Here is a 16,120-nt window from a genome sequence, read left to right as displayed (position 1 = left end):
CGCCCCCACCGACCGGCCGGGTGACTCCGGCCCGGCGCCCCCACCGGCGCACCGGAATGTCCATCTGATCCTCATATTGTCGAGCGGTGATCACTCGCGTCCGGCGGATCGCCGCCGTCTGCGCCCTCGGCACGGCGCTCACCGCACTCGCCGCGTGCTCGGCACCGCAGCCGGTCCGCGCCCCGCGCGCCGCCCCCGGCTCCGCCGTCGCCTCACCCTCGCCCTCGGCCGCCGCCGGGCCGCCGACCCTCGCCCCCGGGCCGGCGGGCCTGACCCCGGTCTTCGAGCACGGTCCCCGCACCGGCGACCGGGCCGTCGCCCTGACCTTCGACGCCGACATGACCGCCGACCAGGGCCCGCGCGCGGCGCGGGGCGAGCGGTTCGACAACCCGGGGCTGATCGCGGCCCTGCGGGAGCTGAAGGTGCCGGCCACCGTGTTCATGACGGGCCGGTGGGCCGAGCAGTACCCGCGGCAGGCCCGCTCCCTCGGCCACGACCCCCTGTTCGAGATCGCCAACCACTCCTACAGCCACTACGCCTTCACCGAGGACTGCTACGGCCTGCCGACCGTGGACGAGGAGCGGATGCGCGCCGACGTGGAGCGGGCCTACGCGGCCTTCCGCAGGGCCGGTGTTCCCGACGCGATGCCGTACTTCCGCTTCCCCGGCGGCTGCCACGACACACGGGCGCTGCGGGCCCTGACCCCGGCCGGTGTCACGGCCGTGCAGTGGGACGTGGTGAGCGGGGACGCCTTCGCCACGGACGCCGGGGCGGTCGCCCGGGACGTGCTGGACGGGGTGCGGCCCGGATCGGTGGTGGTGCTGCACTGCACGCTGAGCGCGGCCCCGACGACCGAGCGCGTGGTGCGCGAGGTGGTGCCGGAGCTGCGCCACCGGGGCTACCGGTTCGTGCGGGTGTCGGAGCTGATCGGCGCCTCGGGCGGTCGCCGCTGACCGTTCTACGCTGGAGGCATGAGCGAGGACTACTGCACGATCGTCGACGGGGTGAAGCCGCCGAAGGCGGACGGGCCGCCGTACGCGGAGTGTGTGCTGTGCCGGGAGCCGACGGAGTACCCGGAGTCGTACAAGGGCATCACGCTCTGCCCGGTCTGCGAGTGGCAGGAGGCGCAGCGCACGGCCTGCTCCGGCTGACCGCGTCGCCGGTCCGCGCGGCGGGTTGGCAGACTGGGGCGTGTGAACAGTGAGCCCACGCCCGCCGGTGACAGCCCCTTCCGCTCCGCGTCGGAGGCGCGCGACAGCGCCCCGCAGTTCGTCCTGCCGCTGGTCGTACGGATCGAGCGTGCCGCTCCCCCGGCCCGTACCGACGCGCTGGAGACGTCGGCGCGGGCCGTCCTGGTGTTCCTGAGCGACGAGCGCTCCCTCGGCGAGGGCGAGTGGGCCCGGGCCGTCCGGGGCTGGGAGGACGCGCGCATCCGCAAGGTGGTGCGGCGGGCACGGGGCGCCGAGTGGCGGCGCGCCCAGGAGCTGCCCGGCATCACCGTCACCGGCAAGTCCGCGGAGGTGCGGGTGTTCCCGCCGGTCCCGCTGGACGGCTGGCCCAAGGACCTGGCGAAGCTCCAGGTCTCCGGCACCGACCTCGACGACCCGGAGCCGCCCGTGGCCGCCGGGCCCGCCGAGCCGGTGCTGTGGCTGAACCCGGACCTCGACATGTCGGCCGGCAAGGCGATGGCGCAGACCGGGCACGCGGCGCAGCTCGCCTGGTGGGAGCTGCCGGACGCGGACCGGGACGCCTGGCGCGCGGCCGGGTTCCCGCTGGCCGTGCGGACCGCGGACCCGGCGCGCTGGCGGGAGCTGACGCGGTCCGGTCTGCCGCTGGTGCGGGACGCCGGGTTCACGGAGATCGCGCCGGGCTCCTGCACCGTCGTCGCCGACCACCCGGCGCTGCGCCGGGCGCCCGGCGCCTGAACATTCCTGGCGTCCCCCGCGTACGGGACGGGGGGCGGCGAACCTCAAATCTTGCTCTGAAGGTGGCATCCCGAGGGTTCGGGCGGGTCCGCGCGGGGCCATACCCCCGTCACGTCCGGAGCGCCCGGGGATGGGGGCGGCGGACCGGCGCGAGGTGGAGGTGGGGACGATGGTGCGGCTGGGGACGGGGATCGGGTGGCGTCCGGAGATCGCGGACGCCGTGGAGCGCATGCCGGGCGTCGACTGGGTCGAGACGGTCGCCGAGAACGTCTGCCCCGGGCACCTCCCGGAGTCCCTGCTGCGGCTGCGGGAGCGCGGGGTCACCGTGGTCCCGCACGGCGTCTCCCTCGGCCTGGGCGGCGCCGAACGGCCCGACGAGGGGCGGCTGACCGCGCTCGCCGAGCGGGCGACGGCCCTGGGCTCGCCGCTGGTCACCGAGCACATCGCGTTCGTGCGGGCGGGCGGCGCGCTGACCGCGTCGCCGCGTCTGGAGGCGGGGCACCTCCTGCCGGTCCCGCGCACCCGGGACGCCCTGGCCGTGCTCTGCGAGAACGTGCGGATCGCACAGGACGCGCTGCCGGTGCCGCTCGCCGTGGAGAACATCGCGGCCCTGTTCTCCTGGCCGGGCGAGGAGATGACGGAGGGCCAGTTCCTGTACGAGCTGGCCGACCGCACCGGTGTACGGCTGCTGATCGATGTGGCCAACCTGCACACCAACCACGTCAACCGGGGCGAGGACCCCGCCAAGGCGCTCGCCGAACTGCCGCTGGAGGCCCTCGCGTACGTGCATGTGGCGGGCGGCTTCGAGCGCGACGGGGTGTGGCACGACAGCCACGCCCACCCGGTGCCCCGGCCGGTCCTCGACATCCTGACGGACCTCGCGTCGCGGGTTTCCCCGCCGGGGGTGCTGCTGGAGCGCGACGAGAACTTCCCCGAGCCGGCGGAGCTGGAGCGGGAGCTGGGCACGATCCGGGAGGCGCTGGCGACCGGCGGGTCACGGCGGGAGGCGGCCCCGGCGCGGACGGGGGCTCCCGTGGTCGCCGAGCCCCCCGCGCCGGTCCGCGAACGGCTGGCGCTGGCGCAGACGGCGCTGCTGTCGGCCCTCGTCGCGGGGACCCCGGCGCCGGAGGGCTTCGACCGGGTGCGGCTCGGGGTGCAGGCGCGGGCGCTCGCCGGGAAGCGGGCGGACGTGGTGGCCAAGGTGGCGCCCGAACTGCCGGTGATCCTCGGCGACGGCTACCGGCCGGCGTTCCTCGCGTACGCGCAGCGCAACCCGATGACCGGCGGCTACCGGCGGGACGCGCTGGACTTCGCCGGGCACCTCCTGACGGAAGGGCGGCCGGCCGACGAGCGTGCCCGGGCGGAGCTGCGGGAGTGGTGGCGGGAGCGGTCGGGCCCGAGGCCGCGCTCGCACCGCCCGGCGGTCCGGCTGGCGCGGGCCACGCGCCGGGTGCTGCTGCGCCGCTGACGGTCACCCCACCTGCTTTTTGGGCGTTTCCTCCCTGTACGTCGGACTCCGTGACGGCCGACGGCAGTTGGCGTGGGCTCGAAGTAATATGCCCATCCCATCCCCGAAGCGCACTGACGTGCGGTGCCGCGACAGGAGGCACCTCATGCGACCGCGACCTCCCCTCAAGGGCCGAGGCATCCTCAGCGGCACCGGTCTCATCGTCACGGGCCTGGTGGCCACCCTCGCGGCGATGATCTTCCCGATCTGGTCGTACGCCGACCGGTCAGGGACCGGTCTCGCCGTGCTCGACGCCCAGAGCGTCACGACCGGCTACGGCCCCCTGTCGGCCCTCGACCGCGACCTCATCACGAAGGTCCGGCTCGCGGGCCTGTGGGAGCTGCCCGCCGGCCGGCTCGCCCAGCAGAAGGGCACCACCGACGCCGTACGGACCGCCGGGCGGCACCTCGTCGAGGGGCACACGTTCCTCGACGACCGGGTGCGGGAGGTGGCCGCCCAGCTCGGCCTCCAGCTGCCCGACGAGCCGACGGAGCAGCAGCGCGGGTGGCTGATGGAGCTGAGCGCGGCCGAAGGCGCCGACTTCGACCAGAAGTTCGCGAACATCCTGCGGCTGGCGCACGGCAAGGTGTTCCCGGTCGTCGCCGAGGTGCGCGCCGGCACCCGCAACTCGCTGGTCCGCAAGCTGGCCGACGACGCCAACACCACCGTCCTGGACCACATCACGGTCCTGGAGGCCACCGGCCAGGTCGACTACGAGGCGCTGGCCCGGGACCTGGCCGCCGACAGCACGCCTCCGCTCGTCCCCTCCCCGGCCCCGCCCGGCCCGGTCGCCGACCCGTCCCCGGCGGCGCCGGCGAACCCGGATCCGTCGCCGTCGTACGCGCTGCCGCCGGCGGCCAGCAGTCCCCGCCCGTCCACCACCCGGGAGCCGCAGGAGGGTTCGGGAAGCCCCTGATCGCCGTCCGTCGCGATCCGGAACGTCACAACCTCGCACATCCGTGTCCGGATGGTGAACAAACCATGGCGCCACGCCGTGCTTCTGGCATAGAAAAACGGCATGTTCTGGGTCCTTCTCCTGCTGCTGGCCTGGGCCGTCGCCGGCACGGCCTGCACCCGGCTGTGCCTCGCCGCCGTACACGCCGCGGCCACGGACGTGAACGGCGCGCCCGCCGCCCGGCGGCACGATCTGACCCTGTACGAGGCCGCGTTCCTGTCCGGCGGGCCGCGCCGGGTCGCCGATCTGACCCTCGTGTCGATGGCCCGGCAGCGCCGGCTGCTGCTCGCGCACACCGGGTGGGCGACGGTGGTCGATCCGCGCGGCCGCGACGAGATCGAGCGTTCGGTGATCGGGGCCATCGGACCCGGAGGCCAGTCGCGGATAGCGCCGGTGCGGGACGCGGCGGCCGCCGCCGACGCCGTCGGCAGCCTCGCCGACCGGCTGGTGGGCGCGGGCCTCGCCGTCCCCGACGGGCCGCGCCGCGACATCTCGTCGGCGATCCGTCAGGTGCGGTTCGCCGCCCTGGCCGTGCCGGTGCTCGGCGCCGTCGCGCTGCTGACGCCCGGCCGCGACGACATGCCGGGGCAGCTGGTCGCGCTCTGGTTCGCGCTCCCCCTGATCCTCACCGTGAGCTGTCTGGCCATCGCCCGGGTCGAGATCTCCCCGTACGCCCAGTGGGCCTCCCCGGCCGGGCAGCGGCTGCTGAACTCCCTCGCCCGGCGCTCCCGGGGCTCCGACGACCACACCTTCCTCACCGCCGTCGCCGTGCGCGGGGTGCGGGCCGTCGGCGAGCCGGAGCTGCGGGCGGCCTTCGCCCACCGCGACCCGGCCCCGGGGACGGACCGGCGCCCCGACGGCACGCCCGGGATCGCGTGACGCATAGGGGGCATTGACGCCGACACCGGCGGGCGGTGCTTTACTTCCTCAACCGGCGAACGAAATATCCCTTCTGTTGCTGCCGTGCACCGAAGGGATACGCGATGCGAGCTGCCGCCCTCTACTCGGCCGCGGGGGCACTGCTCCTGACGACCCTGTCCGCCGCGCCGGCGGGAGCCACCGGGGCCGCCCCCGGCTGGAGCGAGAGACACGGCACCGCGGTCGCCGCCCTGCGCGCGGAGACCGCCGGCATCGACTTCGGCACCTGCCCCAAGGGACAGGGCCTCCCGGAGAACGTGAAGTGCGGGACGGTGTCCGTCCCCCTCGACTACGCGCGCCCGTACGGCGAGCAGATCCGGCTCACCGTCAGCCGGGTGCGCGCCACCCACCGGGACCCGGGCAACAGCAAGCACCGGGTGCCGCGCAAGGGCGCCCTGGTCTACAACCCGGGCGGTCCGGGCGCGTCGGGACTGCACTTCCCGCTGATCGGGGTGCTGCCCGCGTGGAAGCGTCTGGCGGCCGCCTACGACCTGGTGGGCTACGCCCCCCGCGGCGTCGGGCCGTCCGCCAAGCTGTCCTGCCAGAACCCCGAGCAGTACCTGAAGGCGCCGACCCTGGCGCCGGTCCACCCGACCGAGGCGGACAAGAAGGAGCGCGTCGCACGGGCCAAGGCGTACGCGCGCGGCTGCGCCCGGCGGGCGGGCAGCGCGCTGCGGCACTACAACTCCCTGAACAACGCCCGCGACCTGGACGTCCTGCGTGCCGCGCTGGGCGAGCCGAAGCTGACGTTCATGGGCGCGTCGTACGGCACCTACTTCGGCGCGCTGTACGCGCACCTCTTCCCCACGCATGTGCGGCGCATGGTGTTCGACTCGGCGGTGAACCCGGACCCCGCGCAGATCTGGTATCACAACAACCTCGCCCAGTCGGTGGCGTTCGAGAGCCGCTGGGCCGATTTCCGGGAGTGGGTGGCCGAGCACCACGCCGACTACGGGCTCGGCCGCACCGCGGAGGCGGTGCAGCGCGGCTACGACAAGGCGCGGGCGCGGCTGGCGGCGAAGCCGGCCGGCGGGCGGATCGGTCCGGGGCAGCTGCAGGAGGCGTTCCTCCAGGCCGGTTACTACGACGACTACTGGCCCTCGCGGGCGCGGGCGCTGTCGGCGTATCTGAAGGGCGACCCCAAGCCGCTGGTGGAGCTGGCGTCACCGGTGCCGGAGGCGGCGGCCGAGGAGGAGAACACCAACGCCGTCTACACGGCCGTGGAGTGCAACGACGCGCCCTGGCCGACGGACTGGCGGGTGTGGGACCGGGACAACACGCGGCTCGCGCGGGTCGCGCCCTTCGAGACCTGGGACAACGCCTGGATGAACCTGCCGTGCGCGTTCTGGAAGGCGCCCCGGCAGCAGCCGGTGGACGTGCGGACCGGGCCGGGCGAGGTACCCCCGATCCTGATCCTGGCCGCCGAGCGGGACGCGGCCACCCCGTACGACGGGGCGCTGGAGATGCACCGCCGGCTGGCCGGCTCGGTGCTGGTGACCGAGCGCAACGCCGGGACGCACGGCATCGCGTACGGGCCCAACGCCTGCGTCAACGCGCACGTCGACGCCTATCTGCTGGAAGGGCGGCTCCCGGCGCGCCGGGCGTCGTGCGAGGGGCGCCCGCAGCCCGAACCGCAGCGCGCGGACGCCCGTACGTCGAAGCGGCCGGCCGCATCGAAGCCGGGTGAGCGGCCGAAGGCCGCCGGCTGAGCGGACACGGCACCACCGCACGACGCACGAAGGCCCGGGGTGATCCCCCGGGCCTTCGTGCGTCGCGGGTCAGGCCAGTCCGGCGATCAGGTCCGCCACCGACTTGCGGCGGCCGGTGTAGAACGGGACCTCCTCGCGGACGTGCCGGCGCGCCTCCGAGCCGCGCAGGTGCCGCATCAGGTCGACGATGCGGTACAGCTCGTCGGCCTCGAAGGCCAGGATCCACTCGTAGTCGCCGAGGGAGAACGAGGCGACCGTGTTGGCGCGGACGTCGGGGTAGCCGCGGGCCATCTTGCCGTGGTCGGCGAGCATGCGGCGGCGGTCCTCGTCGGGCAGCAGGTACCAGTCGTAGGAGCGCACGAACGGGTACACGCTGACGTAGTCGCGGGGCGTCTCGTCGGCGAGGAACGCCGGGATGTGCGAGCGGTTGAACTCGGCGGGGCGGTGCAGCGCCATGTTCGACCAGACGGGCTCCAGCGCGCGGCCCAGCCGGGTGCGGCGGAAGAGGTTGTACGCCTCCTGGAGCTGGTCGCTGGTCTCCGCGTGCCACCAGATCATGACGTCGGCGTCGGCGCGCAGACCGGAGACGTCGTAGGTGCCGCGGATGGTCACGTCCTTGGCGGCGAGCTGGTCGAACAGCTCCTGGACCTCGTCGGCGTAGCCCGAGCGGTCCTCCGGGAGCACGTCCTTCAGCTTGAAGACCGACCAGAGGGTGTAGCGGATGACCTCGTTGAGGTCCTTGGCCAGCTTGCCCTTGTTCGGGATCCTGCCGGTCTCGGGGGTGGAGGCGTCGTCACTCATGTCCTCATTCTCCTGCTCCTCCGTGCAGACTCTGCACCGGGTGGGCGGTGAGCTGCTGCACACCGCTCAGGTCGCCGGCCAGCTGGTCGACCGCCGCGTGGGCGCTGGCGATACAGGCCGGGATGCCCACCCCGTCGTACGGGGCGCCGCACACGGCCAGGCCGGGAAGTTCGGCGACGCGCGCGCGGATACGGGCCACGCGTGCGTGGTGACCGACGGGGTACTGGGGCAGTCCGCCGGTCCAGCGGGTGACGCGGGTCTCCAGGGGCGCGGCGGCCAGGCCCGTCGCCTCGTGGAGGTCGCGCCGGGAGACGGCGACGAGGTCGGCGTCGTCGTGGGACAGGATCTCCGTCTCGCCGTACCGGCCGACGGAGGTGCGCAGCACCAGCACGTCCGGGTCCTCGTCGGCGATCCAGCCCCACTTGCGGGAGGCGAACGTCGACGCCTTGATGGTGCGGCCGTCGACGGGCGGCACCAGGAAGCCGCTGCCGTCGGGCAGCGCGGCTGCGTCGGCGCGCCGGTACGCCAGGGTGACCAGGGCCATCGAGGCGTACTCGACGGTGTCGAGCTCGGCGGCGGCCGCGGGCGCCTCCGCCCGCAGCAGGGCCGCCGCGGCCGGGGCGGGCACGGCGACGACGACGGCGTCGGCGCGCAGCACCCGGTCGCCGGCGACGACACGCCATCCGGTGGGCCCCTCGCGGCGCAGCTCGGTGACCGGCGCGCCGGTGACGATCTCACCGCCGCGCGCGCGGACGGACGCGGCGACGGCGAGCGGGAGCTGCCCGACGCCGCCCTCGATTCCCATGAACACCGGTCCGGTCTGCTGCCGGGCGGCGGCCGCGGCCTGGATCCCGCGCACCGCCTCGGTGAGCGAGTCGTGGGTGCGGGCGGCCTGGTAGAGCTGGGGGACGGCGGAGCGCAGCGAGATGCGGTAGGCGTCGCCCGCGTACACGCCGCCCAGCAGGGGTTCGACGAGGCGGTCGACGACCTCGCGGCCGAGGCGCTCCGCGACGTACGCGCCGACGGCGACGTCGTCGCCGACCTCGGTGCGCGGCAGGTCAGCGTCGCGCTCGATCCGGGCGAGGCCCTCCTGCGAGAGCAGGCCGGACAGGGCGGCCGCGGTGCCGGGGACACCCATCACATGGCCCTTGGGCATGGGGCGCAGGGCACCGCGCGTCCAGATCGACGCGGTCGCGGTGGCGGGCGGCTGGAGCCGCTCGGCGAGACCCACCTCGCGGGCGAGGGCGACGGCCTCGGGGCGGCGGGCGAGCATCGACTCGGCGCCGAGGTCCACCCGCACCCCGGCGATCCGGCCGGGCAGCAGCTTGCCGCCGACGCGGTCCGACGCCTCCAGCACGGTGACGTCGCTGCCGCCGGCCAGCAGCCGGTGGGCGGCCGCCAGCCCGGCGATGCCGCCGCCGATGACGACGACCCGGCCGCCGGGTCCCGTGCGGGTGTCCTCGTGCTCCTCGGTGTGCTCGCGCATGATCCCACTCTCTCAAACGGCTCCGGCCGCGCCGCCAGGGCCGTACGGCCCACCCCGCCGGGCCCGGTGTGCCCGCGCCGAGTCCCGACCGTGACCTCATCGGGACCGTTCGCCGCCAACGTTCCGGCGGGGCCGGGCGTCGAAGATGCGTCAGTCGTCCACGACGAGCCCTCGGGGGTACCCGCCATGCGCGCACGCCGTTCCGCACGATCCGTCCAGGCCCTCGCCGGCCTCCTGCTGGCCACCGCGCTCGCGCTGACCGGGTGCAGCGGCGCCGGCGACGGCGCCTCCTCCGATTCGGCGGCCGGGGGCGAGGCCGCCAAGGCGGACGCCAAGGAGGCCGCGCCGGGCGGCGCCGCCGACTCCGGGTCGGGCGGCGCGGCCCGCAGGCAGCCGTCCACGGCGCCCAAGGCCGCCGCCACCCACATCATCCGCACGGCCTCGCTGACCGTGCGGGTGAAGGACGTGCCCGAGGCGCTGGACGAGGCCCGCACCGCGGTGGAGGACGCGGGCGGGTTCGTCGGCGACGAGACCACCCGCCGGGACGGCGACGGCCACGAACGCACCCGCGTGGTCCTGCGGGTGCCGGTGGAGCAGTACGCCGAGGTGCTGAAGGACCTGGAGGGCACCGGGAAGCTCGTCGAGCGCAGCGCCAAGGCCCAGGACGTCACCGACCAGGTCGTCGACGTGGAGAGCCGCATCACCTCGCAGCGGGCCAGCGTGGCCCGGATCCGGGAGCTGATGGACCGGGCGACGAAGCTGAGCGACGTGGTGACGCTGGAGGGCGAGCTGAGCAGCCGGCAGGCGGACCTGGAGGCGCTGCTCGCCCAGCAGGCGTCCCTGAAGGACCGCACGAGCCTCGCGACCATCACCCTGTCCCTGTCACAGACCCCGGTGACGAAGAAGGCGGCTCCCGAGGACGACGGCCCGGGCTTCCTGGACGCGCTCGCGGGCGGCTGGGACGCGTTCGTGACGATGCTGCGCTGGCTGGCCGTGGTGTTCGGGGCCGTGCTGCCGTTCCTGGCGGTGGCGGCGCTGCTCGTGCTGCTGTGGGTGAAGGTCCTGCGGCCGCGCAGGCCGGCCCGGCCCGTCGCGCCGGACCCGCTGGGCACCGTCGGGCCGCTGCCGGCGGCGCGTCCGGCGCCGGAGGGCACGCGCGCGGGCGGCGAACAGGGTGGCGAGCGGCACTGAAATGCCGGGCCCCCGTAGCGTGTTCGCATGGACATGAGCGCTGCGCGGAGTGTGCGGGAACGGCTGGTCGTGATCGGTGGCGACGCCGCGGGGATGTCCGCGGCGTCGCAGGCACGGCGGCTCAGGGACGCCGGGGACCTGGAGATCGTGGCTTTCGAACGCGGCCACTTCACCTCCTACTCGGCCTGCGGCATCCCGTACTGGGTGGGCGGTGACGTCGAGCGACGCGAGCAGTTGATCGCGCGGACCGCCGAGGAGCACCGGGCGCGGGACATCGATCTGCGGCTGCGGACCGAGGTCACCGAGATCGACGTGGCCGGGCGGCGGGTACGCGCGCGTGACGTCGACTCGGGCGACGAGTCCTGGACGTCGTACGACAAGCTCGTGATCGCGACCGGGGCGCGGCCGATCCGGCCCGACATGCCGGGGGCCGACGCGCCCGGTGTGCACGGGGTGCAGACGCTGGACGACGGGCAGGCCCTGATCGACACGCTGTCACGCACGCGGGGCCGGCGCGCGGTGGTGGTCGGCGCGGGGTACATCGGCGTGGAGATGGCCGAGGCCCTCATCAACCGCGGCTACGAGGTGACGGTCGTCAACCGGGGCAGCGAGCCCATGTCGACGCTGGACCCGGACATGGGCCGGCTGGTGCGCGAGGCCATGGAGGGCCTCGGCATCGCCATGGTGGGCGACACCGAGGTCACCAAGATCCTCACCGGTGACGACGGGCACGTACGGGCCGTGGCCACCGAGGACGCCGAGTACCCGGCGGACGTGGTCGTCCTGGGTATCGGCGTCCGCCCGGAGACCGCCCTGGCGCGGGCGGCGGGCCTGCCGCTGGGCGAGCACGGCGGACTCCTCACCGACCGGTCCCTGCGGGTACGCGGCCAGGCCGACGTCTACGCCGGCGGCGACTGCGTGGAGGTCCTCGACCTGGTCTCCGGCCAGGAGCGCCACGTTCCGCTCGGCACCCACGCCAACAAACACGGCCAGGTCATCGGCACCAACGTCGGCGGCGGGTACGCCACGTTCCCCGGGGTGGTCGGCACGGCCGTCAGCAAGGTGTGCGACCTGGAGATCGCCCGCACGGGCCTGCGCGAGAAGGACGCGCGCAGGGCGGGCCTGCGGTACGTCACCGCCACCATCGAGTCCACGAGCCGCGCCGGGTACTACCCGGGCGCCTCCCCGATGACGGTCAAGATGCTCGCCGAGCACCGCACGGGACGGCTGCTCGGCGTGCAGATCGTCGGCCGGGAGGGCGCGGGCAAGCGGGTCGACGTCGCGGCGGTGGCGCTCACGGCCGGGATGACGGTGGAGCAGATGACGTCGCTGGACCTGGGGTACGCGCCGCCGTTCTCGCCGGTGTGGGACCCGGTCCTGGTGGCGGCCCGCAAGGCGTCCAAGGCGGTGCACGGCGTCTTGTGAGCCGGTGGCCGGGAGGCCGCTCACGCGCTGCCGTTGATCCTCTCGATGGCCTGCCGCGCCTGTTCGGCGGGCGGCCGCGAGGGCAGCGAGGACACGGACGCGCTGCTCGGCATGGCGGCGGGCTGCTCCCCCGCGGGCTTGGCGTGCGCGGCTGCGGGCCGCGCGGACCGCAGCCGGTGGCTGACGGCCTCGTCCAGGGTCACCGGCCGCTGCATCTGCGTGGCGAGCCGCCCGGCGTCCTGGCCCAGCCGGGCCACGTCCTCCCACGGCAGCCGCAGCACCACGGCGATCTCGGCCTCCCCGTCGGGCAGTGCGTGTATCGGAGGAGTAACTCGGTCGCTCATCGCCTGTTCCTCACGTCGTCCCCACGGCCCGCCTTCCCCGTGCCGTGGGCGGTTGCCGAGACATACGCGGCGGGACACGCCGGTGTTCACCGATTCGGCGGACCGATCGGGGGCACATATGTGTCGTGGTCATCCCCGTCCATGACGTCAACCCCGTGAGCCGTACGCCCCATGTGACCTACGCGTTGATCATCGCGAACGTCCTGGTCTTCCTCTTCATGCCCGGCGGCGCCGGCTCCGTGGCCGGGGAGAGCAGCCTGGCGCAGCTGTGCCATCTTCAGGCGTTCCTGGAGCAGTACGCGGCCGTCCCGCGGGAGCTGATCCACGGTCAGCTGCCCGGCATGGTGCCCACGGGCGGTGTCGCCGTCGGGCCGCACGGCCCGGGCTGTGTGATCGGCCCGCCGGACTACGACAAGTCCCCGGCGCTGTCGGTGTTCACCGCGCTGTTCCTGCACGGCGGATGGCTGCATCTGCTGGGCAACATGCTGTTCCTGCTGATCTTCGGCAACAACATCGAGGACCGCATGGGCCATGTGCGGTTCCTGCTGTTCTACGTCGTCTGCGGCTATGCGGCCTCGTACGGCTTCGCGTTGCTCAACGACGGCTCGGCGGAACCGCTGATCGGCGCGTCCGGGGCCATCGCGGGGGTGCTGGGCGCCTATCTGGTGCTGTACCCGAGGGCCCGGGTGTGGGTCCTCGTGCCGTTCCTGGTCTTCCTGCCGCTGCGGCTGCCCGCGTGGCTGGTGCTCGGCTTCTGGTTCGTGCTCCAGGCCGTGTACTCGCACGGCCAGGGCGTCTCGGACGCGGGCACGGTGGCGTACGCGGCGCATGTGGTGGGTTTCCTGGCGGGCATGGTGATCGCGTGGCCGCTGCGCCCGGGGACGCCCCCGCCCCCGGAGCCGCGCGGCCTGCTGTTCGGCAGGCGGGCGCGGCCCGGGTGGTGAGGGGGCGTCGCACGCTGTGGTTCGCGAGCGGGGGCCCGCAGGGGTCAGCCGGCCGTCCGGGTGTGGACGTACTCGACGAGCCGGGTCAGGGCGTCGGGGTCGGTGGACGGCATGACGCCGTGGCCGAGGTTGAAGACGTGGCCCTCCAGACCGGCGGCGGCGTCGAGGACCTCACGGGCCTTCGTCTCCACGGCCTCGGTCCCGGCGAACAGCACGGTCGGGTCGAGGTTGCCCTGCAGCGCCTTGCCGGGGCCTACCCGGCGGACGGCCTCGTCGAGCGGAACGCGCCAGTCGACGCCGACGACGTCCGCGCCGGCCTCGCCCATGAGGCCCAGCAGTTCGCCGGTGCCGACGCCGAAGTGGATGCGCGGGACGCCGTAGCCGGCGACCGCGTCGAAGACCTTCGCTGAGGCGGGCAGCACCGAACGCCGGTAGTCGGCGGGGGCGAGCGCGCCGGCCCAGGAGTCGAAGAGCTGGACGGCGGAGGCGCCGGCCTCGATCTGCACCTTGAGGAAGGCGGCCGTGATCTCCGCGAGCCGGTCGAGCAGGTCGGCCCAGAGCTCCGGGTCGCCGTACATCATCGCCTTGGCGTTCTCGTACGTGCGGGACGGACCGCCCTCGACGAGGTAGCTCGCGAGGGTGAACGGAGCGCCGGCGAAACCGATGAGCGGGGTGGCCCCGAGCTCGGCCGTCAGCAGGCCGATGGCCTCGGTGACGTAGGAGACGTCCTCGGGGGTGAGGTCCCGCAGCCGGGCCAGGTCGGCGCGGGTGCGCACGGGCTGCTCCACGACGGGGCCGACGCCGGGCTTGATGTCGAGGTCGACGCCGATGGCCTTGAGCGGGACGACGATGTCGCTGAAGTAGATCGCCGCGTCGACGCCGTGCCGGCGCACGGGCTGCAGGGTGATCTCGGCGACCAGGTCGGGCCGCATGCAGGAGTCGAGCATCCCGATGCCCTGACGGACCTTGCGGTACTCAGGCAGTGAGCGCCCGGCCTGCCGCATGAACCAGACCGGTGTGTGCGGCACGGGCTCGCGCCGGCACGCCTTCAGGAAGGCGGAGTCGTACGGGGCGGAAGGCGGCGTCTGGTTGGCACTCACGGGCCCAAGTCTCGCACGGCCGGGGAGGGCGGGGCGCCGGGGGCGGCGGTGATGTCCGGGTGTCCCTCCCTGCACGCGGCCCCTGTTCCCCTTAATCTTCCCGGCATGGCTGCGGCTCAGGGAAGACTGTCGGACGGCACTGGCGGAGCGGATGACGCGAAGGGCGGCGGAGAGGCGGACCGGAATGCGCGGAGCACGGCCCCGCCGGCCTTCCGAGCCGCGGTGGAGGCCCTGCGCGGCAGCCGGCTGCGCCCGCAGATCGAGGTGGAGCAGACCAAGGCGCCCCAGCGTCTCGCCCCGTACGCGTACGCCCTGGAGGCGACCGTCGTCGACGGCGACCAGGACCTGGCCGACGGCCGTCTCGTGCTGCTGCACGACCCCGACGGGCACGACGCCTGGCGGGGGACGTTCCGGCTGGTGACGCTGGTGCGCGCGGAGCTGGAGCCGGAGATGGCCGCCGATCCGCTGCTGCCCGAGGTGTGCTGGTCCTGGCTGACCGGCGCGCTCCAGGCGCGCGGGCTGTCGTACGGGGAGCCGAGCGGGACCGTGACCCGGGCGAGCTCTCACTACTTCGGGGGGCTGTCGGAGCGCCCGGCAGCCTCGCAGATCGAGATCCGTGCCTCGTGGACCCCGCGCGAGGGCCTGGGCGGCGTCCCGGACACCGCGGCCCATCTGACGTCGTGGTGCGATCTGCTCGCCCAGGTCGCGGGGCTGCCGCCGGCGGGCCCCGGGGACGCCTCGGTGGTGACGCTGCCGCAGCGCCGGGACCCGCAGGCACGCTGACGCGCGGGCGGACCGAGGGGTCCGCCCTGCCCGTCACTTTGTCGATACGGCCACTTTCGGTCAGGAAACCGTCCTCGATCGAACCGATACCGGTCTCGAACGATCGACCACCTGTCCGAATTGCCCCAATTGTTACTCACTAAATCGTGATCTTTCCCTAAAGGGCCAGAGGTTTGGTGCCGAAGACGACTGTGACCTTGAAAGCCGTCCCCGCACCCCAGGAGGCCCGGTGTCCGTTCTCCTCGAGCAGCCCGCAAGCCTGGTCGCCTACCGCCCGAACAAGCCGACCGCCATGGTGGTCGTGGCCGACCCCCGCGTCCGCTCCACCGTCACCCGCCACCTCTGGGCGCTCGGTGTGCGCGACGTCATCGAAGCCTCGTCCGTCGCGGAGGCTCGTCCCCGCATCGGCAACCCCCGCGACATCTGCGTCGCCGACGTCCACCTCCCCGACGGCTCCGGCCTCACCCTGCTGTCCGAGACCCGCGCCGCGGGCTGGCCCAACGGCCTCGCCCTCTCCGCCGCCGACGACATCGGCGCCGTGCGCAACGCCCTCGCGGGCGGTGTGAAGGGCTACGTCGTCACCGGCACCCGCACCAACCTCGGGCTCCCCACCCGCCCCGGTGCCGCCCCCATCGGCTCCGCCGCCGCCCGTATGCACCGCCGCCACCCGGGTGCCCCGAGCCACCCGGGCGGCTACCGCGAACTGTCCGGCCGTGAGGTCGAGGTCCTGCGGCTGGTGGCGGAGGGCCAGTCGAACAAGGCCATCGGCGTCTCGATGGGCCTGTCCGCGCTGACCGTCAAGAGCCACCTCGCCCGCATCGCCCGCAAGCTCGGCACCGGTGACCGCGCCGGCATGGTCGCCGTGGCCCTGCGGACCGGCATCATCCACTGATCTCCCACCCGTCCGGCCGACCCGCCCGCCGTCCACCGAGGTGAACGGCCCCCTCCCCCTCCCTCCCGTCCCCACCCTCGTCGTGCGCCCGCTCCCCCACCGGACTGACTGGTTTACGACCCCCCGGCGCCTGCCGACGG

Annotated in this window: 16 protein-coding genes; 12 read left to right on the top strand and 4 right to left on the bottom strand. The window is 74.3% G+C overall.

Annotated elements, in window-relative coordinates:
• The first annotated feature begins 86 nt into the window (after window positions 1–86).
• From ACFV46_RS21690 to ACFV46_RS21660, 7 genes are all read left to right on the top strand, one after another.
• The gene (locus ACFV46_RS21690) at window positions 87–953 is read left to right on the top strand and encodes a polysaccharide deacetylase family protein (RefSeq protein ID WP_361936444.1); all 867 of its coding nucleotides are present in this window, start codon (window positions 87–89) and stop codon (window positions 951–953) included.
• A gap of 18 nt (window positions 954–971) precedes the next feature.
• The gene (locus tag ACFV46_RS21685; RefSeq protein WP_361936447.1) at window positions 972–1,151 is read left to right on the top strand and encodes a hypothetical protein; all 180 of its coding nucleotides are present in this window, start codon (window positions 972–974) and stop codon (window positions 1,149–1,151) included.
• 42 nt (window positions 1,152–1,193) lie between these two features.
• Entirely contained in the window at window positions 1,194–1,925 is a 732-nt protein-coding gene (locus ACFV46_RS21680; RefSeq protein WP_385499282.1) for a peptidyl-tRNA hydrolase, read from the top strand.
• A 169-nt stretch (window positions 1,926–2,094) separates the two neighbouring features.
• Window positions 2,095–3,393 carry a DUF692 domain-containing protein gene (locus tag ACFV46_RS21675; protein ID WP_385499390.1) on the top strand — a complete coding sequence of 433 codons (1,299 nt, stop codon included), beginning with the start codon at window positions 2,095–2,097 and terminating at the stop codon, window positions 3,391–3,393.
• A 145-nt stretch (window positions 3,394–3,538) separates the two neighbouring features.
• Complete coding sequence (locus ACFV46_RS21670) at window positions 3,539–4,348, top strand: DUF4142 domain-containing protein (protein WP_361936453.1); 810 nt, start codon at window positions 3,539–3,541, stop codon at window positions 4,346–4,348.
• Window positions 4,349–4,450: 102 nt separating this feature from the next.
• On the top strand, window positions 4,451–5,266 hold the full coding sequence (locus ACFV46_RS21665) for a TIGR04222 domain-containing membrane protein (RefSeq protein WP_385499280.1): 816 nt from the start codon (window positions 4,451–4,453) through the stop codon (window positions 5,264–5,266).
• Between the two features lie 104 nt (window positions 5,267–5,370).
• Entirely contained in the window at window positions 5,371–7,014 is a 1,644-nt protein-coding gene (locus ACFV46_RS21660) for an alpha/beta hydrolase (RefSeq protein WP_385499279.1), read from the top strand.
• A gap of 69 nt (window positions 7,015–7,083) precedes the next feature.
• On the opposite strand, the gene hemQ is transcribed toward ACFV46_RS21660, so the two are convergent.
• Together hemQ and hemG are read right to left on the bottom strand one after the other, a co-directional pair.
• Entirely contained in the window at window positions 7,084–7,815 is a 732-nt protein-coding gene (gene hemQ, locus ACFV46_RS21655) for a hydrogen peroxide-dependent heme synthase (RefSeq protein ID WP_361936462.1), read from the bottom strand.
• 4 nt (window positions 7,816–7,819) lie between these two features.
• Complete coding sequence (gene hemG / locus ACFV46_RS21650) at window positions 7,820–9,301, bottom strand: protoporphyrinogen oxidase (RefSeq protein WP_385499278.1); 1,482 nt, start codon at window positions 9,299–9,301, stop codon at window positions 7,820–7,822.
• Window positions 9,302–9,487: 186 nt separating this feature from the next.
• Here hemG and ACFV46_RS21645 point away from each other — a divergent pair, with 186 nt between their 5' ends.
• Both ACFV46_RS21645 and ACFV46_RS21640 read left to right on the top strand, forming a co-directional pair.
• On the top strand, window positions 9,488–10,492 hold the full coding sequence (locus ACFV46_RS21645) for a DUF4349 domain-containing protein (protein WP_385499277.1): 1,005 nt from the start codon (window positions 9,488–9,490) through the stop codon (window positions 10,490–10,492).
• Window positions 10,493–10,519: 27 nt separating this feature from the next.
• Entirely contained in the window at window positions 10,520–11,917 is a 1,398-nt protein-coding gene (locus tag ACFV46_RS21640) for an FAD-dependent oxidoreductase (RefSeq protein ID WP_361936469.1), read from the top strand.
• 20 nt (window positions 11,918–11,937) lie between these two features.
• On the opposite strand, the gene ACFV46_RS21635 is transcribed toward ACFV46_RS21640, so the two are convergent.
• Entirely contained in the window at window positions 11,938–12,261 is a 324-nt protein-coding gene (locus ACFV46_RS21635; RefSeq protein WP_361351846.1) for a hypothetical protein, read from the bottom strand.
• Between the two features lie 125 nt (window positions 12,262–12,386).
• Between ACFV46_RS21635 and ACFV46_RS21630 the strand changes: the two genes are divergently transcribed.
• Window positions 12,387–13,205: a rhomboid family intramembrane serine protease gene (locus tag ACFV46_RS21630; protein WP_361936473.1), complete on the top strand. Its 819-nt coding sequence runs from the start codon at window positions 12,387–12,389 to the stop codon at window positions 13,203–13,205.
• 44 nt (window positions 13,206–13,249) lie between these two features.
• On the opposite strand, the gene hemE is transcribed toward ACFV46_RS21630, so the two are convergent.
• Window positions 13,250–14,305, bottom strand: a complete 1,056-nt coding sequence (hemE, locus tag ACFV46_RS21625) for a uroporphyrinogen decarboxylase (RefSeq protein WP_385499274.1) — start codon at window positions 14,303–14,305, stop codon at window positions 13,250–13,252.
• 105 nt (window positions 14,306–14,410) lie between these two features.
• Here hemE and ACFV46_RS21620 point away from each other — a divergent pair, with 105 nt between their 5' ends.
• Together ACFV46_RS21620 and ACFV46_RS21615 are read left to right on the top strand one after the other, a co-directional pair.
• Window positions 14,411–15,088, top strand: a complete 678-nt coding sequence (locus ACFV46_RS21620) for a DUF3000 domain-containing protein (protein ID WP_115504767.1) — start codon at window positions 14,411–14,413, stop codon at window positions 15,086–15,088.
• A 229-nt stretch (window positions 15,089–15,317) separates the two neighbouring features.
• On the top strand, window positions 15,318–15,980 hold the full coding sequence (locus ACFV46_RS21615) for a response regulator transcription factor (protein WP_062739789.1): 663 nt from the start codon (window positions 15,318–15,320) through the stop codon (window positions 15,978–15,980).
• Window positions 15,981–16,120: the final 140 nt, after the last annotated feature.

This window comes from Streptomyces sp. NPDC059852 (assembly GCF_042731455.1).
Lineage (GTDB): Bacteria > Actinomycetota > Actinomycetes > Streptomycetales > Streptomycetaceae > Streptomyces.
This window is presented reverse-complemented; position numbering and strand designations above follow the sequence as displayed.